Source organism: Kosakonia sp. H7A (genome assembly GCF_003028445.1).
Taxonomy (GTDB): domain Bacteria; phylum Pseudomonadota; class Gammaproteobacteria; order Enterobacterales; family Enterobacteriaceae; genus Kosakonia; species Kosakonia radicincitans.
This window is the reverse complement of the sequence record NZ_PYTZ01000001.1, coordinates 439,040-456,179: the sequence shown is the minus strand read 5'-3', so window position 1 is coordinate 456,179 and position 17,140 is coordinate 439,040. Positions and strand designations below refer to the sequence as shown.

20 protein-coding genes are annotated in these 17,140 nt (G+C 54.3%); 10 read left to right on the top strand and 10 right to left on the bottom strand.

What is annotated here, in order from left to right; all coding sequences use genetic code 11:
* Positions 1-39 precede the first annotated feature (39 nt).
* Complete coding sequence (locus tag CWM66_RS02005) at positions 40-636, bottom strand: TetR/AcrR family transcriptional regulator (protein WP_107146192.1); 597 nt, start codon at positions 634-636, stop codon at positions 40-42.
* A gap of 119 nt (positions 637-755) precedes the next feature.
* On the opposite strand from CWM66_RS02005, the gene CWM66_RS02000 reads away from it, so the two are divergent.
* The 3 genes from CWM66_RS02000 to sodC all read left to right on the top strand — a co-directional run bounded on the left by CWM66_RS02000 (position 756) and on the right by sodC (position 2,535).
* Entirely contained in the window at positions 756-995 is a 240-nt protein-coding gene (locus CWM66_RS02000) for a DUF1289 domain-containing protein (RefSeq protein WP_035889243.1), read from the top strand.
* A gap of 49 nt (positions 996-1,044) precedes the next feature.
* The gene (locus tag CWM66_RS01995; RefSeq protein ID WP_107146458.1) at positions 1,045-1,941 is read left to right on the top strand and encodes an aldo/keto reductase family oxidoreductase; all 897 of its coding nucleotides are present in this window, start codon (positions 1,045-1,047) and stop codon (positions 1,939-1,941) included.
* A 72-nt stretch (positions 1,942-2,013) separates the two neighbouring features.
* Complete coding sequence (gene sodC / locus CWM66_RS01990; protein ID WP_035889244.1) at positions 2,014-2,535, top strand: superoxide dismutase [Cu-Zn] SodC; 522 nt, start codon at positions 2,014-2,016, stop codon at positions 2,533-2,535.
* Here sodC and CWM66_RS01985 read toward each other — a convergent pair.
* Genes CWM66_RS01985 through CWM66_RS01975 form a run of 3 tightly spaced genes read right to left on the bottom strand, consistent with a single transcriptional unit; the run spans position 2,528 to position 5,651 of the window.
* Positions 2,528-4,552 (bottom strand): FUSC family protein, encoded by a 2,025-nt coding sequence (locus CWM66_RS01985; RefSeq protein ID WP_107146191.1) that lies wholly within the window; start codon positions 4,550-4,552, stop codon positions 2,528-2,530. The two genes, sodC and CWM66_RS01985, sit on opposite strands and share 8 nt — an antisense overlap.
* On the bottom strand, positions 4,549-5,412 hold the full coding sequence (locus CWM66_RS01980) for an HlyD family secretion protein (protein WP_107146190.1): 864 nt from the start codon (positions 5,410-5,412) through the stop codon (positions 4,549-4,551). Before CWM66_RS01980 ends, CWM66_RS01985 begins: the two co-directional genes overlap by 4 nt.
* Before the next feature lie 2 nt (positions 5,413-5,414).
* Entirely contained in the window at positions 5,415-5,651 is a 237-nt protein-coding gene (locus CWM66_RS01975; protein WP_007374775.1) for a DUF1656 domain-containing protein, read from the bottom strand.
* A 197-nt stretch (positions 5,652-5,848) separates the two neighbouring features.
* Between CWM66_RS01975 and slyA the strand changes: the two genes are divergently transcribed.
* Positions 5,849-6,289: a transcriptional regulator SlyA gene (slyA, locus tag CWM66_RS01970; RefSeq protein ID WP_035889248.1), complete on the top strand. Its 441-nt coding sequence runs from the start codon at positions 5,849-5,851 to the stop codon at positions 6,287-6,289.
* 74 nt (positions 6,290-6,363) lie between these two features.
* Here slyA and slyB read toward each other — a convergent pair whose 3' ends face one another.
* Positions 6,364-6,831 (bottom strand): outer membrane lipoprotein SlyB, encoded by a 468-nt coding sequence (gene slyB, locus CWM66_RS01965; RefSeq protein ID WP_007374777.1) that lies wholly within the window; start codon positions 6,829-6,831, stop codon positions 6,364-6,366.
* A 284-nt stretch (positions 6,832-7,115) separates the two neighbouring features.
* Between slyB and anmK the strand changes: the two genes are divergently transcribed.
* The 5 genes from anmK to pdxY all read left to right on the top strand — a co-directional run bounded on the left by anmK (position 7,116) and on the right by pdxY (position 11,714).
* Positions 7,116-8,240 carry an anhydro-N-acetylmuramic acid kinase gene (gene anmK, locus CWM66_RS01960; protein ID WP_007374778.1) on the top strand — a complete coding sequence of 375 codons (1,125 nt, stop codon included), beginning with the start codon at positions 7,116-7,118 and terminating at the stop codon, positions 8,238-8,240.
* 91 nt (positions 8,241-8,331) lie between these two features.
* The gene (gene mliC, locus CWM66_RS01955) at positions 8,332-8,652 is read left to right on the top strand and encodes a C-type lysozyme inhibitor (RefSeq protein ID WP_007374779.1); all 321 of its coding nucleotides are present in this window, start codon (positions 8,332-8,334) and stop codon (positions 8,650-8,652) included.
* 57 nt (positions 8,653-8,709) lie between these two features.
* Entirely contained in the window at positions 8,710-9,366 is a 657-nt protein-coding gene (gene pdxH / locus CWM66_RS01950; protein ID WP_107146189.1) for a pyridoxamine 5'-phosphate oxidase, read from the top strand.
* A gap of 142 nt (positions 9,367-9,508) precedes the next feature.
* A complete protein-coding gene (tyrS, locus tag CWM66_RS01945) occupies positions 9,509-10,783 on the top strand; it encodes a tyrosine--tRNA ligase (protein ID WP_007374781.1) in 1,275 nt (424 codons plus the stop codon).
* A 70-nt stretch (positions 10,784-10,853) separates the two neighbouring features.
* Positions 10,854-11,714, top strand: coding sequence for a pyridoxal kinase PdxY (pdxY, locus tag CWM66_RS01940; RefSeq protein WP_007374782.1), 861 nt, complete (start codon positions 10,854-10,856; stop codon positions 11,712-11,714).
* Between the two features lie 76 nt (positions 11,715-11,790).
* Here the strand turns inward: pdxY and gstA are convergent, their stop codons facing one another.
* Both gstA and dtpA read right to left on the bottom strand, forming a co-directional pair.
* Complete coding sequence (gene gstA, locus CWM66_RS01935) at positions 11,791-12,396, bottom strand: glutathione transferase GstA (RefSeq protein ID WP_107146188.1); 606 nt, start codon at positions 12,394-12,396, stop codon at positions 11,791-11,793.
* 108 nt (positions 12,397-12,504) lie between these two features.
* A complete protein-coding gene (gene dtpA, locus CWM66_RS01930; RefSeq protein ID WP_107146187.1) occupies positions 12,505-14,007 on the bottom strand; it encodes a dipeptide/tripeptide permease DtpA in 1,503 nt (500 codons plus the stop codon).
* 743 nt (positions 14,008-14,750) lie between these two features.
* Between dtpA and CWM66_RS01925 the strand changes: the two genes are divergently transcribed.
* Positions 14,751-15,176: a CopD family protein gene (locus CWM66_RS01925; protein ID WP_107146186.1), complete on the top strand. Its 426-nt coding sequence runs from the start codon at positions 14,751-14,753 to the stop codon at positions 15,174-15,176.
* Positions 15,177-15,182: 6 nt separating this feature from the next.
* On the opposite strand, the gene nth is transcribed toward CWM66_RS01925, so the two are convergent.
* From nth to rsxG, 3 genes are read right to left on the bottom strand one after another with little or no spacing between them, the layout of a single operon-like run.
* A complete protein-coding gene (gene nth, locus CWM66_RS01920) occupies positions 15,183-15,818 on the bottom strand; it encodes an endonuclease III (RefSeq protein ID WP_007374786.1) in 636 nt (211 codons plus the stop codon).
* Complete coding sequence (locus CWM66_RS01915; protein WP_007374787.1) at positions 15,818-16,513, bottom strand: electron transport complex subunit E; 696 nt, start codon at positions 16,511-16,513, stop codon at positions 15,818-15,820. The genes nth and CWM66_RS01915 overlap by 1 nt, the downstream gene beginning before the upstream one ends.
* Before the next feature lie 3 nt (positions 16,514-16,516).
* The gene (gene rsxG, locus CWM66_RS01910; protein WP_007374788.1) at positions 16,517-17,137 is read right to left on the bottom strand and encodes an electron transport complex subunit RsxG; all 621 of its coding nucleotides are present in this window, start codon (positions 17,135-17,137) and stop codon (positions 16,517-16,519) included.
* Between the last annotated feature and the right edge of the window lie 3 nt (positions 17,138-17,140).

Genomic DNA, 17,140 nt, shown 5'->3' with positions numbered 1-17,140 from the left:
CCGGTCGACTAGTAAAATGTGAAATAAAAAAGCCTGATATTACAGAGGCATAGCGATAATGTTTTTCGCATGCGCCAGCGCGCTTTCCAGCGGCAGGGCACTGCGAGAAATCTTGGCCTGCAAATTGGCGCCCAGCCATAAAGCATACAGCACCTGCGCTTGCGTCAGCGCATCGCCGGAAAGGGTAAGGCTACGATCTTCTCGCCCTTTTTCCAGCGCTTGCGCAAGCAGGGCGATAACACCGCTTGCGCCTTTGTCCATCGCGGCGCGCATATCCTCCGACAGATCGCACACTTCCGCAGAGAGTTTCACCGTCAGGCAACCGCTGATAATCCCCTGCTGGCAAAACTGATTCAGTGTCTCCTGATAGTACGCCAGCAGCCTGTCACGATAATTTCCCGGCCCGCTGGCGAAATGGGTAGCCAGCCGCTGGTGGTAACCCGCATAGTGACGCTCAAGTAACGCCACGCCAAACGCCTCTTTTGAGCGAAAATAGTGGTAGAACGAGCCTTTCGGCACTTCTGCTGTTTTCAATAATTCGCTCAGGCCCATACCGGTGAACCCGCGATGCATGCAAAGTTGCTCGCCGGTAGCCAGTAAGTGTTCGCGCGTGTCGTGTTCGGTATTTCTGCTCATCGCGCCACTCTACTAGACCGATCGGTCCACTGCAAGTGGCAATCAATGCGCTTTAGGGCTTGCACGTTATCAATGAGCAGTCTTCAATAGAGAGAGTGCATGCATTAACGGAGACGACCGTGCCTGAACAACTGGAGTTTTTTCCTGTCCAGAGTCCGTGTCGCGGCATCTGCCAGTCAGATGAGCGGGGCTTTTGCCGTGGCTGCATGCGTAGCCGCGATGAGCGTTTCAACTGGCAAAATATGAGCGACGGACAAAAGCAAGAGGTGCTCCGCCTGTGCCGTCAGCGCTGGCTGCGCAAAATGCGCGCAAACAAATCCCTTCCCCCGGAAGAACCTCAGCAACCTTCACTTTTTTGATCCTGAAAATGCGTATACTCACAGGAAAATGACCTTTGAGGATACCATTATGGTTCAACGTATTGCTCTTGCGCCGCAAGGCCCGGAGTTCTCTCGTTTTGTGATGGGTTACTGGCGTTTGATGGAGTGGAATATGTCCTCGCGCCAGTTGGTGAGTTTTATCGAGGCACATCTCGATCTGGGCATCACGACTGTCGATCATGCCGATATTTATGGCGGCTATCAGTGCGAAGCCGCGTTTGGTGACGCGCTGAAACTGGCTCCGCATTTGCGTGAGCGGATGGAAGTCGTCAGCAAATGCGGTATTGCGACCACCGCAAAAGCGGAAAATGTGCTTGGTCATTACATCACCGATCGCGACCACATCATCAAAAGCGCGGAACAGTCGCTGAGTAATCTGGCTATCGATCATCTCGATCTGCTACTGATTCACCGTCCCGACCCGCTGATGGATGCCGATGAAGTGGCAGAGGCGTTCCTGCATCTGCACCAGAGCGGTAAAGTGCGCAACTTTGGCGTTTCCAACTTCACCCCGGCGCAGTTCTCACTGTTGCAATCGCGGCTGCCGTTTACGCTGGCGACCAACCAGGTGGAGATCTCCCCGGTACATCAGCCGCTGCTTCTTGATGGCACACTGGATCAACTGCAACAACTGCGCATTCGCCCGATGGCCTGGTCGTGCCTGGGTGGCGGTCGCCTGTTTAATGATCCTGCTTTTCAACCGTTGCGCGATGAGCTGGCGAATGTTGCACGCGAGCTGAACGCGGAAACTATCGAACAGGTGGTTTACGCGTGGGTCATGCGTCTGCCATCGTCGCCGCTGCCGATTATCGGTTCCGGCAAAATTGAACGCGTTAAATCAGCGCTTGGCGCGCCGGAACTGCAGATGACTCGCCAGCAGTGGTTCCGCATCCGCAAAGCGGCGTTGGGCTACGACGTGCCATAAGCAAAGGCCTCCCGGTGAAATCGTTCATCCTGGTTTAAACTGACAGGGTAAACGTATATCAAAGGAGGTCATATGAAGCGTTTTAGTCTGGCAATGCTGGCGCTGTTGGTCTGTACGGGGGCGCAGGCCGCCAGTGAAGACGTCGAGATGCATCTCGTCACTGCCCAGGGCATTGGGCAGTCGATCGGCAGCGTGAAAATCAGTGAAACGGACAAAGGGCTGGAATTTGCGCCGGATCTGAAAGCCCTGCCGCCTGGCGAGCACGGCTTTCACGTCCACGCGAAAGGCAGTTGTGAGCCCGCTATGAAGGAGGGGAAAGCCTCTGCCGCTGAGGCTGCAGGCGGCCACCTTGATCCGCAACATACGGGTAAACATGAAGGGCCGGAGGGCGTCGGACATTTAGGCGATCTGCCGGTGCTGGTAGTCAATAACGACGGTAAAGCGACCGATCCGGTGATGGCACCGCGGCTGAAAAAGCTGGATGACGTGAAAGATAAAGCGCTGATGATTCATGTCGGCGGCGATAATATGTCCGATCAACCAAAACCGCTGGGTGGAGGCGGGGCGCGTTATGCCTGTGGCGTCATCAAGTGATTCGTTCGATAAGCGTGCCTTCGGGCGGCGCTTGCTCCAGTTGGGAAAGCGAACAGTAAAGACGCCAGATAACCGACGCCAGTTCGCGCGCCGCAGGCTGATGATGTTTTCCCAGCGTCACACAAATATGTTGTAACTCCGCCTGCGTGGCGGACAGCGTTCGTTGCTGAACGCCACGCTCACTCATTACATCGCGCAATAACGCAATGCAGATATCACGCACGTTTGCCAGCACATCGGAACGAATTTCCCATTCGCGAAGTTGCCACACCACATGCGAGCAATTCAGCAGCACCACTCCCCAACGCAATAACCAACGCCGCGCCAGCGCATCCTGGCTGTTGCTCAACTGGCTGATGTGATGATAGACCACGGACTCGAACGCATCTTCGCTCAGTTGCGGTACCCGACTGAGTTGATCGACAAAATTACGCCGCAATGTACGGATATGGCGGCGGCTTTTGCGCGCATCGGAACCCGGGCGCAGCACGGCAAACAACAGCCAGGCCAGCGCAACGCCGAGGATTTTCGCCAGATTGTCATTTAAAAAATCGGCGAAATCATAAGCAGGCGGATTGGTCACCGCGATAAACGAGCCCATAAAGACGATCAACTGTCCCAACAGCCCGGCCTGTTTGGGGAGCTGCAATTTCAGCAGTTGCATGGTCGTCAGCAGCGGAAACAGGAACAGCAAAAATGAACCCAGCTCGCTTATCTGCACCATCAGGCCAAATTTCACCACAAAACTGAACAGCGACAGCAGCAGCAATGTGCGCAGCAGCAGCGTCAGCGAGTTAAAAGGCGCAGGCGACACCGAATAGAGTACGCAACTGATTGCCGCCAGCGTCAGCGCCGCCGCGCCATATCCCCACTGCGTATTAATGCTCCAGGCGCCCACCAGAGCCAGCGCGCAGAAAGTACGAATACCGCTCCACAGCGCCTCGGCATTATCGGTATAGCGCATTAACGCCGGGCTGCGCGGCGGCGTATAGACACTGATCGGCGTTGCGTTCTCGACACGTGCCAGCCAGCGGTTGCTCTCCAGATAGAGGCGGCAAAAATAGCGTAAGCGCTGCCAGAATGCGTGGTGGCGGTAATCATCCTGCTCGCCAGGCGCAAGAGGGGCGATTATCCTGGCGATGGTCAGCGCGTCCGCGTTCGGCCTGGCCAGCGCGGCCAATAATTCTTCTACTGTCGGGCGCAAATTGGCTGGCGCGTCCGGCCAGTTAAGCAGCATGCGGCGCAGGCTGGAGATCACGCTGGTCATACGCAGTTGCTGGTGCAGCAGCCAGCTAAGCAAGGCGTTCTGCCGACGAAAACGGTAGTGGCTCCAGAAAGCCTGAATGCGCAGCAGATTGGTGGTAAGAATCTGCCCGATGACACTTTCATGGGCGGCGCGAATAGCATCGGTTGTTTCCGGTTGCCACAGCAGGCTGGCATGCTCAAGCAAACGGGCATGCATCTTTTTTAATGTCACCAGTAACGTGACGCCGTCCGCCGTGCCGGGCATCACCATCATCATAAAACCGCCGCACAATATACCTAATATCACTTCACACACGCGTGCCTGGGCGATATCCCACAGTTCGGTGGTATCGGTAATGTTGATCGCCGGGAAAGCGATAATCGCGGCGGTATAGCCAGCAAGCTGAAATGCGTAAGCGACATTATTGGTAAATTGCGCGCAAGCCCAGGTACAAAAGGCAATCCAGCCGGCCATGGCAAACAGAAACAACCACGGATCATTCAGCGTTTGCCCGGCAATAATCAGCGCGGCGCTGGCACCGAGCAGGCTACCGGCAATACGGCCAAGACTTTTGCTGATCACGCCGCCAACAGTGGGAAAACTGACCACTGCGGCGGACGTCATCGCCCAGTAGGGTTGATCCAGATCGAGATAATAAGCCACCGTAAGCGCCAGACACATGGCGACCCCGTTGCGCAATGCATAGCGCCACTGCGCAGGCGTGGCTTTCACCCACGGCAGGTTTTGCCACAGCCAGGCAGGGGATTTCATGGTTGTTCGCCAATTGCCACGGTACAGGTAGTGCCGGAAACCAGCGTCAGACCGTCGGGTAATTTATCAAACTGAATACGTACCGGCACGCGCTGCGCCAGCCGCACCCAGGGTACATTTGGTTTGATGTCCGGGACCAGGCCGCTGTCCGTCTCAACGCTCTGATCGTAGATCGCACGACCAATACCGAATACGTGACCCTGTAACGTAACATTACCGCTGTAGAGGACGATTTTCGCGGCGGCACCTTCATGAATATGGCGCAGTTTGGTCTCTTCAAAATAACCCATGACATAAAACGAATGGCTATCGACAAGGGCGAAGACTGGCTGTCCGGCGGTGGCGTAATTGCCTGTGCGCGCCGAAAGATTCGTGACCCAGCCATCCACCGGCGCGCTGACGGTGGTCTGCGCCAGTTGCCATTTTGCCTGTGCGAGCTGCGCTTCGGCGACTGCAACGCCCGCCTGTGCAGCTTTAACACCAATATTGGCGGTATCGAGATCTTCTGCGGAGATGTAATTTTGTGACAGGTGGCGGCGGCGGTTGGCTTCATTACTGGCTTTTGCCAGATCGGTTTGCGCTTTTGCCAACTGCGCTTCGGCGTTCAGAACGGCGATGTGGTATGGCGTGTCATCGATGCGGAACAGCAATTGCCCGGCTTTGACGAGCTGATTATCTTTCACCGCCAGCATGGTAATCGTGCCGGAAACCTGCGGCGTAATACTGACCTGTTCGGCGCGAACTTTCCCATCCCGCGTCCAGGGGGTTTGCATGTAGTAGTTCCACATCCACCACGCCGCGACAATGGCCACGGCCAGTACCAGCAAAGTGGAGAAATATTTAAGGGATTTCAGATGCATAATTACCACACGATGAGCAAGCCGAGCGCGAGACTCAGCGCAATAACAAACAGGGAAAGATCCATCAGAATGGGGTGCCAGATCTCGCCAGCGTAGATCCACTCGCGCAACAAACGGTGGGCGACAAGCCACAGCAGAAAGCCAAGCATCACGACTTTAAAAACAGGCGGGAAATAGACTGATGCGCCGAAAATCAGGTCCTGGAGGGGTAAATCCAGCGAACTCGAATTCCACTTCACGTTTATGGGTCCTGTACAGTCAAACGGATCGCCGGGCAGGGCTTAACGGTAAGAAAAGAGATAAAGATGCCACGTCAGAGCTGGGAGCGACTTCGCAAACTACTTGTCCGGGACAGCAATACATTTGTTTTACCAATACAAATACTGCAAACTATTTTAAAATGAGTATAATAAGTTAGCAAGCTAATTATAAGGAGATGAAATTGGAATCGCCATTAGGTTCTGATCTGGCACGCTTAGTGCGCGTATGGCGCGCTTTGATTGACCATCGCCTGAAACCTCTGGAATTAACGCAGACTCACTGGGTAACGCTGCACAATATTCATCAGTTGCCGCCCGAGCAGTCGCAAATTCAACTGGCCAAAGCGATTGGCATTGAGCAGCCTTCGCTGGTGCGTACGCTTGACCAACTGGAGGAGAAAGGTCTTATTTCTCGCCAGACATGCGCCAGCGATCGCCGGGCAAAACGGATCAAATTGACGGAAAAAGCAGCACCGATTATCGATGAAATGGAGACAGTAATTCGCAAAACCCGGGGTGAAATTCTTTCCGGGATCTCTGCGGAAGAACTGGATCTGTTAATCAAGATGATTGCCCGGCTGGAGCAAAATATCCTTGAGCTACAGTCGCGGGATTGAATTGAAAAAGCCTTGCATCGCAAGGCTTTTTTTATGTCTGAAGGTGGTCGCAACTGCAACAACCAGCCTCCGGCTTAGCGCGGAGAGACCGTTACCTGGCTGCCGTTGCTGGCCATCGCGACGCGCTGGCCAGCAGAGAAATGGGTATTGCCCTGTTTCTGCACCACCATGATGGTGTTACCGTCGTCTTTACGAATTTCCAGCTCAACGCCCTGAGTTTTGTTCAGCGAACCCTGAACGGATTGACCCGCTACGCCGCCTGCAACCGCGCCTGCTGCGGTAGCCAGAGAACGACCAGTGCCGCCACCCACGGTATTACCGAGGAAACCACCCAACACTGCGCCGCCAATCGCGCCAATAACGTTGCTGTTATCGCCGCCCTGGAGCTGCACCTGACGGACATGAACAATGGTGCCGTAAGTGACATTTTGCACTTGTTTGGCTTCGGAGGCAGAGTAAACATCACCGGAAAGCGTATCGTTGTTGACACAACCAGCCAACGTTAAACCAATCAGCGAAACTGCCAGTGCACGTAACATCATTTATGAATCTCCTGTTCACCATGAAATGCTCTTATGAGCATCCGTCATGGTTAAATTATATGGCATTTTTACAATGCCAGGTCGTATCTTCTGCCTAATCCTGGCAAAAATAATACCCGGTGTCTGTTTAACCAGATTTAAACGAAGCGATTATAAACGCGACCTGATGGGATTTCACTTAGTGTAAAACGGCAGGATTGTTAAAAAGTGTTTGTAGTCGATAGCGTTAATGGTTGCTTTATGGTGGAGTGTTGCTCCTGAGTTACGCAAATTAAGGAAGGCGCATGAAATCGGGTCGCTACATTGGGGTGATGTCGGGAACGAGTCTGGACGGTGTGGATGTGGTGCTGGCGGCCATCGATGAGAACATGGTCGCGCAGCAGGCAAGCCTTACGTTTCCTATTCCACTGCCGCTGAAAGAGGCGATCCTCGCGATTTGCCAGGGGCAGCCGCTCACGCTCTCACAACTGGGACGGCTGGATACGCAACTGGGAAAACTGTTCGCTGATGCCGTTCTGGCGTTGATGGATCGCGAGCATCTGCACCCGGAGGATATCGTGGCGATTGGCTGCCACGGGCAAACGGTCTGGCATGAACCAACGGGAGTTGCACCGCATACGCTGCAAATAGGCGATAACAATCAGATTGCCGCTCGTACTGGCGTAACGGTGGTCGGCGATTTTCGTCGGCGCGATATGGCGCTGGGTGGACAGGGCGCGCCGCTGGTTCCGGCTTTTCACCACGCGCTGCTGGCGCATCCGGTTGAACGACGGATGGTGCTCAATATTGGCGGCATTGCCAATCTGTCGCTGTTAATCCCCGGTCAACCGGTCAGAGGCTATGATACCGGGCCGGGTAATATGCTGATGGATGCCTGGATTTGGCGACAAAAGGGCAAGCCATATGACAAAGACGCTCAGTGGGCAAGCGAAGGGAAAGTGGTGCTGCCGTTGCTGCAAAATATGCTCAGCGATCCTTACTTCGCGGCAATACCGCCGAAAAGCACCGGGCGCGAATATTTCAACTATGGCTGGCTTGAGCGCCACCTGGTCCATTTCCCGGGTATTAGCGCCAGCGATGTCCAGGCAACGCTGACGGAACTGACGGCGGTGACCATTTCCGAACAGGTATTGCTGAGCGGCGGTTGTGAACGTCTGCTGGTGTGCGGCGGCGGCAGCCGTAATCCGCTGTTGATGGCGCGTCTGGCGGCGCTGCTGCCGGGTATCGAAGTTTCCACTACGGATGACGCGGGGATCAGCGGTGATGATATGGAAGCGCTGGCTTTTGCCTGGCTGGCATGGCGAACGCTCGCCGGGTTACCAGGCAATCTGCCGTCGGTGACCGGGGCTTCTGCGCCGACGGTACTTGGCGCCATCTATCCGGCGAACCCACGCCAGAATCAGAGTTAACCGAATTTTACTTTGGTGTTACATCGCTAGACTGACCGGATTTAAGGAGGGCGTTTCGCCCTCCGTGACCAGGACTGTCCAGGGATACCCAATGAAAAAACTGCTGATTGCCTGCCTGCCCGCACTGCTTGCCGGGTGTAGTTATTACAACCAGTTCGTTGAACGGATGCATACCGACACGCTGGTTTACCAGTGCGATGAAAAACCCCTGACCGTGAAAATTAACCGTACCCGCCAGCAGGCCAGTTTCGTCTGGGATGACAAGCTACTGACGCTGCAACAAGGGTTATCGGCATCCGGCGCGCGCTATACTGATGGCGTTTATGTTTTCTGGTCGAAAGGTAACGGCGCGACGGTCTATAAACGCGACCGCATCGTGCTGAATAACTGTCAGTTAATTCCAGAGCGTTGAGATTTTCACAGGGGGGCGCATAATAGCCCTCCCTGATGATTATTTTTTGCTAACGCCATGTCTGATAACGATCAATTGCAGCAAATCGCGCATCTGCGCCGTGAATACACAAAAGGCGGTCTGCGCCGCAACGACCTGCCAGCAGAGCCGCTGAAACTCTTTGAACGCTGGTTAGGGCAAGCCTGCGAGGCCCAGCTCATCGATCCGACTGCCATGGTGGTAGCAACGGTGGATGAAAACGGTCAGCCTTATCAGCGCATCGTGCTGCTCAAGCATTATGATGAAAAAGGGCTGGTGTTTTATACCAACCTTGGTAGCCGTAAAGCGCACCATATTGAGCATAATCCGGCGGTCAGTCTGCTGTTCCCGTGGCATATGCTGGAACGTCAGGTGATGGTAACCGGTAAAGCAGAACGCTTATCGACGCTGGAAGTGGTGAAGTACTTTCACAGCCGCCCGCGCGACAGTCAAATCGGTGCCTGGGTTTCTAAACAATCCAGCCGTATCTCCGCGCGCGGTATCCTCGAAAGCAAGTTTCTTGAACTGAAGCAAAAGTTCCAGCAGGGCGAAATTCCGCTGCCCAGTTTCTGGGGAGGTTTTCGCGTCAGCATTGAGCAGATGGAGTTCTGGCAGGGCGGCGCTAACCGTCTGCACGATCGTTTTTTATACCAGCGTGAAAATGACGCCTGGAAAATTGATCGTCTCGCTCCGTAATCCCTGAAAAATGTTGCGTTAAGCGCTGGTACTCCGTGTTCCGGCGCTTTATGCTATCTGCCCCCCTGAAGTATCCTTTCGCATCTGGCGAAAAGTCGTGTACCGGCAAAGGTGCAGTTCCGTTTTATACATGGAGAATTTGATGGCAAGCAGTAACTTGATTAAACAATTGCAAGAGCGAGGCCTGGTGGCTCAGGTAACGGATGAGGAAGCGTTAGCAGAGCGACTGGCGCAGGGGCCAATCGCGCTTTATTGCGGCTTCGATCCCACCGCAGACAGCTTGCATTTGGGGCATCTCGTTCCATTGTTATGCCTGAAACGCTTCCAGCAGGCTGGTCACAAGCCGGTAGCGCTGGTAGGCGGCGCTACCGGGCTGATTGGCGATCCGAGCTTTAAAGCGACCGAGCGCAAACTGAATACCGAAGAGACCGTGCAGGAGTGGGTGGATAAAATCCGCCGGCAAGTGGCACCGTTCCTCGATTTCGACTGCGGTGACAACTCCGCAATTGCGGCGAACAACTACGACTGGTTCGGCAATATGAACGTGCTGACCTTCCTGCGCGATATCGGCAAACACTTCTCTGTTAACCAGATGATTAACAAAGAAGCGGTGAAACAACGTCTGAACCGTGATGATGTCGGTATCTCCTTTACCGAGTTCTCCTACAACCTGTTACAGGGTTACGACTTCGCCTGCCTGAACAAGCTGCACGGCGTGGCGTTGCAGATCGGCGGTTCCGATCAATGGGGCAACATCACCTCCGGTATCGACCTGACCCGTCGTCTGCACCAGAATCAGGTATTTGGCCTGACGGTTCCGCTGATCACCAAAGCTGACGGCACCAAATTCGGTAAAACCGAAGGCGGCGCGGTCTGGCTGGATCCGAAGAAAACCAGCCCGTACAAGTTCTACCAGTTCTGGATCAACACCGCCGATGCCGATGTTTATCGCTTCCTGAAATTCTTCACCTTTATGGATATCGCCGAAATTAACGCGCTGGAAGAAGAAGACAAGAACAGCGGTAAAGCACCGCGCGCACAGTATGTGCTGGCCGAGCAGGTCACGCGACTGGTGCATGGCGAAGAGGGGCTGGTTGCCGCAAAACGCATCACCGAAAGCCTGTTTAACGGCACGCTGAGCGATCTGAGCGAAGCGGATTTCGAACAGCTGGCGCAGGATGGCGTGCCGATGGTCGAGATGGAAAAAGGTGCGGATCTGATGCAGGCGCTGGTCGATTCCGAGCTGCAACCATCCCGCGGCCAGGCGCGTAAAACCATCGCCTCCAATGCGGTCACCATCAACGGTGAAAAACAGTCCGATCCGGAATACACCTTCGCCGACAGCGATCGCCTGTTTGGTCGCTACACGCTGCTGCGTCGCGGTAAGAAAAATTACTGCCTGATCTGCTGGAAATAATTCACGTCATATCCCGGGGAGTGAGAAATCACTCCCTTCTTTTTCGTCCCGTCATTGCAAGGCTACAAAAATGAAGAACATCCTCGCCATTCAATCGCATGTGGTCTTTGGGCATGCGGGGAACAGTGCGGCTGAATTTCCGATGCGCCGCCTTGGCGCCAATGTCTGGCCGCTGAATACGGTGCAGTTTTCTAACCACACCCAGTACGGCAAATGGACCGGTAGCGTCATGCCGCCCGCGCATCTGACGGAGATTGTGCAGGGCATCGCCGCTATTGATCAGCTACAGCGCTGTGACGCGGTACTAAGCGGCTATCTCGGGTCGGCGGAGCAGGGCGAACATATTCTCGGTATCGTGCGTCAGGTAAAAGCCGCCAATCCGCAGGCGAAATATTTCTGCGATCCGGTGATGGGGCATCCCGAAAAAGGGTGCATCGTTGCGCCGGGCGTCGCCGAATTCCATCTGCGCCACGCGTTACCGGCCAGCGATATCATTGCGCCTAATCTGATTGAGCTGGAGATCCTTTGCGAACATGCAGTAAATAGCGTGCAGGAAGCGGTCGCTGCCGCGCGTGAACTGATTGCGAAAGGGCCGCAAATTGTTCTGGTGAAACATCTGGCGCGCGCCGGTCTGAGCGCGGATCGTTTTGAGATGCTGCTGGTGACGCCGCAGGAAGCCTGGCACATCAGCCGTCCGCTGGTCGATTTCGGCGCGCGTCAGCCGGTTGGCGTCGGCGATGTCACCAGCGGGCTGTTACTGGTGAAGCTGCTGCAGGGTGCATCGGTACGTGAGGCGCTGGAGCATGTAACGGCTGCGGTGTATGAAATTATGCTGACCACTCAGGGCATGCAGGAGTACGAACTGCAAGTGGTGGCAGCGCAGGACAGGATCGCGAAACCGGAACATCTGTTCAGCGCAACCTTGCTGTAATAAAAAAGGCGGGATTTTCCCGCCTTTCTCTTACTGGCATTAATGCCGCGCGCAAACGCACGCGGGCCATCAGTGCTTACTGAATACCTTCCGCTGCCATCGCGGCCGCAACGGCCGGACGAGCGGCAACACGCGCCGTGTACGCGTCGATATGGCTCAGGCCTTCCATGTTCAGTTTCACTGCGCGCGCCCAGCGCAGCACCGTAAACAGGTAGCCATCAGCAATAGTGAAGCGCGCGCCGCTGATCCACTCGCTATTCGCCAGGGACTGGTCCACGTATTGCAGCTTTTTCTCCAGCAGAGCGCGAACCGTCGGTTTGTACTCTTCAGGCGTATCCGGGCGGAAAAGCGGCGTGAAGCCTTTATGCAGCTCGGTCGCGACAAAGTTTAGCCACTCCAGCGTTTTGTAGCGCGGCAACGTACCGACCGGCGCCAGAAGCTGGCTGTCCGGTGCGCTGTCGGCGACATATTGCATGATTGCCACGCCTTCCGTCACCAGCGTGGTGTCATCAAGTTGAAGCGCAGGGATCTGGCCTTTCGGGTTAATGGCAAAAAAGTCGTCGCCATTTTCCAGGCGCTTTTTCATCAGGTCGACGCTGACCAGCGTCACGTCTTTACCGGTTTCACGCAGGGCAATGTGCGATGCAAGCGAGCAGGCGCCGGGCTTGTAAAACAGTTTCATTATGCTTTCCTTATAGTTAATTTCGGGCATTAGGTTATTACGTCGCGGAATAAAAAAAAAGCCGCTAACCTGGGTTAGCGGCTGAATATTTCGTGTTCCCCGCAGCAATTACGCTGTTGCGGTTTCCGACGCTTCACGCACGTTGTCGTCGCTCTGCGTCATGCGGTTCAGCTTCGGTGCAGCCAGGATCATCAGCACCGCAATCACGGCTGTGGCGATACCAATCTGCAGGAAGACAGTACCGTAGATGTCCAGTGACATCAGCGGGTCGGTCACGTTTTCCGGGATTGCCATCTGGTTAGCGACGTAACCTGCGATGATGTTCGCACCGGCAGTCGTCAGGAACCAGCTACCCATGATGAAGCCCATCAGTCGTTGCGGTACCAACTGCGCAACCATCGCCAGGCCCAGCCCGGAGATCATCAGTTCACCGATACTTTGCAGCGCGTAACTTGCAATCAGCCAGTTCACGGAGACGATACCGGCATCGGAAGCGAATTTGGTGCCCAGCGGCAGAACCAGGAACGCGGCGGAGCACAATACCATACCGATCGCAAATTTATGCGGCATCGGCAGCGTATCGCCCATTTTGTTGTAGATTGCGGCCAAAATCGGGCTACCAATAATGATCCAGAACGGGTTCAGCGCCTGATACTGTTCCGGCTCAAACGCGATGCCAAACAGGGTATGTTCAACGTTGCGAATGGCAAAGAAGTTCAGGGACGTCGGCATCTGGCTGTACAGGACGAAGAAAACGATCGCCTGAAGCATCAGAATGAAGGCCACAATCATTTTGCGACGCGCAGCGCCTTGCAGGGCGAACGTCTCTTTCGCGAAGATGCAGATAATACCCAGCGCAACAACACCCAGTACCATACGGGCGATCCCCTGGTTGTGCAGCAGCCAGGTTGCGATAGCAATCAGCACGGCGACACCGACGATGGTCGCCAGCAGGTAACCCATGCGCACCGGTGCGAAGTCCGGTTTTGAACCGTAATTTTTCACCCAGCGTTTGCAGAAGGCGAAGTTAACGATGGTGATCAGCAGACCGACAACGCTCAGACCAAATGCCGTGCTCCAGCCAAACTTCGCGGCGAGCCACGGCGTTGCCAGCATAGAGAAGAAGGAGCCAACGTTAACGGACATGTAGTACATGGTAAATGCACCGTCCAGACGCGGATCATCTTTGGCATAGCAGGTAGAGAGCAGGGAAGACGGGTTGGCTTTGAACAGCCCGTTACCGACGGCGATAGCCGCCATACCCATATAGACGATACCGGCGTCATGGCCGGACCATGCCACCAGTGCATAGCCGATCGCCAGCACAATCGCGCCCAGCATAATCACACGTTTGGTACCGAGGACTTTATCGCCCAGCCAGCCGCCGATAGCGACCAGGCCGTAGACCAACGCGCTAAAGGAAGAGAACAGCGTAATCGAGTCCGCTTCGGACATACCCAGCTGTTTTACCAGGTAAACGGCCATGATCCCTTGCAGGCCGTAGTAACCAAAACGTTCCCATAACTCGATCGAGAAAATCAGATAAAACGCTTTCGGTTGTTTAAAAGCATTCAGGCTAACGCTTTCGGTTGGTTTGTTTGCAGTTGACACATATACCTCTTTTTTTACATCCCATATTAACGGGGGTGTTCAGCGCGTAATAACCAGAGTTCATCACGCTTATAGTTATATTGGGAGGGGAAACGGCGGGTAATGTTCACTATCCTGGGCTTTCAGGCAATACCTTTGACATATTCTGTTACATAGATCTCTGTCATTACATTACTCGGTAATTGTATTTGTTATTCAGAGTTAAATTTTACCAATGTAATAAAGATGGATTTTTCCACTGGGATCATAGGGTAGGATTACGTCATTAGCTATATGTTCTGATATTTTGCTTATAATGTAGTGTATTGGACTGGTTTATCAAACATTAATGGTTATATGTCTTGAAAATAAGTGGCTAAACTTTGCGCTACGGTCTGAAATTCCCGGCAATAAACTTCTTTTTTAACATCACATTAGCAATGTCAGTATAATCACACTGCGGTTGTATTTTTTTCTTCTAAAAAAATGATAAGTCTTAATGAATACGCATAAGTGAACGATTATTTGTCCAATTCATCATTTTTCGAACATTAATTCGCCTTGATGGGCAATGTGCAGAGATGTGAGTAATATCACATCAGTTATCTGCTGAAAATCAGCAAGTTCTGCCAATTTTCATTGCTTCCGCATACTGTAAAAAGGCAATAACCATGGCTTTTTTAACGTTATGCCGCGCATTGTTCATGACATCCCGCCGCGCTGCTGGCAGACTGCTGCCTGTCCCTTTCTACTGGAGTCAAATAATGAACTTTCACCTGTGGCTCAATGCGTTACATATTGTCTCCGCCATCGTCTGGATTGGCGGCATGTTGGTGATGGCTGTGGTTGCCGGCTGGAGCGCGCTGCAAAGTGATAAAACCTCAACAGCTGGGTTGCTGCTGGCGGTACGTCGCTGGAGCCGCAAAGTCGTCACCCCCGCGATGTTGCTGCTGTGGATTGCCGGGGCGATCATGGTTATCGCTCACGGTCAGTTTCCGCATCTCTGGCTGGTCGTGAAGATCGTGGCCGTGATTGTACTTTCCGGGCTGCACGGCTTTCTCTCTGCAACGATACGCCGGATGGCGGGCGGTGAGGCGGTGAAGGGCGCAGGCGCTGTGCGTAATGCCACCACGCTGATTATCGTCGTGGTGGCGGTGATTATTCTGCTGGCGGTATTCCGGCCGTTCTGATAGCGGTCAGAGTTCGGCTTTGTCGTCGTACTCGCAGAGATCTTCGATAATGCAGGAGCCGCAGCGCGGCTTACGGGCGATGCAGGTGTATCGCCCGTGCAGGATCAACCAGTGGTGGCAATCGACTTTAAACTCTGCCGGTACCACTTTCAGCAGTTTCTCTTCCACTTCCTCAACGTTCTTACCGGGCGCAAAACGCGTGCGGTTAGAGACGCGGAAGATGTGTGTGTCGACGGCAATCGTTGGCCAGCCAAAGGCGGTGTTGAGCACCACATTGGCGGTTTTACGCCCGACGCCCGGCAGCGCTTCCAGTGCGGCGCGATCTTCCGGCACTTCGCCACCATGTTTTTCCAGCAAAATACGGCAGGTTTTAATCACGTTTTCCGCTTTGCTGTTAAACAGGCCAATTGTTTTGATGTATTGCTTCACACCCTCAACGCCCAACGCCAGCATCGCGGCTGGCGTATTGGCAACCGGGTAGAGCAGCGCGGTGGCTTTATTGACGCTGACGTCGGTCGCCTGGGCGGAAAGCAGCACGGCGATCAACAGTTCAAACGGCGAACTGAAATTGAGTTCGGTGGTCGGATGTGGGTTGTTTTCCCGTAAACGGGTTAATATTTCCAGCCGTTTTGCTTTGTTCATTATGCCTTCCCGGGCGACGAGTGCGCAGCGTCACTAACAGCAGCAGCGGCTTCCCGGCGCTTTTTCATTTTTTGATCGATCAGATATTTCACTGCCAGCATCATGCCCAGACCGATAAATGCACCGGGCGGCAACATCGCCAGCAAAAACGGTGAATCGGTATGAAACACTTCAATACGCAGCACTTTGGCCCAGTTGCCGAGCAGACCATCTGCGCCGTCAAACAGGGTGCCGTTGCCAAGAATTTCACGCAGCGAGCCGAGAACAAACATCGCACAGGTTGCCCCCATGCCGATGGAAAAACCATCCAGCGCCGATAACGCCGGGCCTTTTTTCGCGGCGAAAGCTTCAGCGCGCCCGACCACGATACAGTTGGTGACGATCAGCGGGATAAAAATCCCCAATGACTGGTACAGACCAAAAGCGTAAGCGTTAATCAGCATCTGTACCGCACTGACCACGGACGCGATAATCATTACATAAACAGGAATACGGATCTCTGCGGGTGTCCAGCGACGCAACAGCGAAATAAACAAGTTGGTCAGCGTCAGGACCAGCGTGGTAGCGAGCCCCAGACCCAGCGCGTTAGTCGCCGTGGAGGTTACCGCCAGCAGCGGGCACATCCCGAGCAACTGCACCAGCGCGGAGTTGTTCTTCCACAGCCCCTGGACGATAACGTCTTTTACTTCGCTCATCGTTTACTCTCCACAACCCGGTAAACGGGAAAGCTGCTCAGGCAGCGTCGTTGCATACAGACCCGCGCGTTTAACCGCATTGACCACGGCGCGCGGGGTAATGGTGGCTCCCGTGAACTGATCGAAATCGCCGCCATCTTTTTTCACCGCAAAATGCGGGTCGGTGGCACCTTCAATTCGCTTCCCGGAAAAGTGCGTGATCCAGTCAGAAATACGTAGTTCGATTTTATCGCCCAGCCCCGGCGTTTCATGATGCTCAGTCACGCGCACACCCAGTACGGTGCCGGAAAAGTCGGCACCGACCAGTAACTGAATTGCCCCAGAGTAGCCGTCGGGTGCCGTGGCTTCAATCACTGCCGCCACCGGCTGCTCATCTTTTTTAGCGATCCACAGATGATGCTGGCCTTTACCTAACGCTGGATCGCTTACCAGATAACAGCTCTGTTGCAGCGCATTATTATAGCTGTCGCCGGGGATCACCTGATCAAACAGCGCTTTTTGTTGCTGCGCGGCCTGCTCGGCAATCGTGGTTTTGGTCATTTGATCAATGGCAGCTGTCAGGCCGGTAGAACCCGCTGCAAACAGCGCCAGCGTCACGCCATGTTTACGCATCGTCTTTAGCATGGC

Coding starts and splice junctions, on each gene's coding strand:
- pdxH (WP_107146189.1), top strand. CDS start 8,710: ATGTCTGATAACGATCAATTGCAGCAAATCGCGCATCTGCGCCGTGAA.
- mliC (WP_007374779.1), top strand. CDS start 8,332: ATGAAAAAACTGCTGATTGCCTGCCTGCCCGCACTGCTTGCCGGGTGT.
- CWM66_RS02005 (WP_107146192.1), bottom strand. CDS start 636: ATGAGCAGAAATACCGAACACGACACGCGCGAACACTTACTGGCTACC.
- CWM66_RS01995 (WP_107146458.1), top strand. CDS start 1,045: ATGGTTCAACGTATTGCTCTTGCGCCGCAAGGCCCGGAGTTCTCTCGT.
- CWM66_RS01980 (WP_107146190.1), bottom strand. CDS start 5,412: ATGCATCTGAAATCCCTTAAATATTTCTCCACTTTGCTGGTACTGGCC.
- rsxG (WP_007374788.1), bottom strand. CDS start 17,137: ATGCTAAAGACGATGCGTAAACATGGCGTGACGCTGGCGCTGTTTGCA.
- CWM66_RS01915 (WP_007374787.1), bottom strand. CDS start 16,513: ATGAGCGAAGTAAAAGACGTTATCGTCCAGGGGCTGTGGAAGAACAAC.
- slyA (WP_035889248.1), top strand. CDS start 5,849: ATGAAATTGGAATCGCCATTAGGTTCTGATCTGGCACGCTTAGTGCGC.
- slyB (WP_007374777.1), bottom strand. CDS start 6,831: ATGATGTTACGTGCACTGGCAGTTTCGCTGATTGGTTTAACGTTGGCT.
- tyrS (WP_007374781.1), top strand. CDS start 9,509: ATGGCAAGCAGTAACTTGATTAAACAATTGCAAGAGCGAGGCCTGGTG.
- CWM66_RS01925 (WP_107146186.1), top strand. CDS start 14,751: ATGAACTTTCACCTGTGGCTCAATGCGTTACATATTGTCTCCGCCATC.
- pdxY (WP_007374782.1), top strand. CDS start 10,854: ATGAAGAACATCCTCGCCATTCAATCGCATGTGGTCTTTGGGCATGCG.
- anmK (WP_007374778.1), top strand. CDS start 7,116: ATGAAATCGGGTCGCTACATTGGGGTGATGTCGGGAACGAGTCTGGAC.
- sodC (WP_035889244.1), top strand. CDS start 2,014: ATGAAGCGTTTTAGTCTGGCAATGCTGGCGCTGTTGGTCTGTACGGGG.
- gstA (WP_107146188.1), bottom strand. CDS start 12,396: ATGAAACTGTTTTACAAGCCCGGCGCCTGCTCGCTTGCATCGCACATT.
- CWM66_RS01985 (WP_107146191.1), bottom strand. CDS start 4,552: ATGAAATCCCCTGCCTGGCTGTGGCAAAACCTGCCGTGGGTGAAAGCC.
- nth (WP_007374786.1), bottom strand. CDS start 15,818: ATGAACAAAGCAAAACGGCTGGAAATATTAACCCGTTTACGGGAAAAC.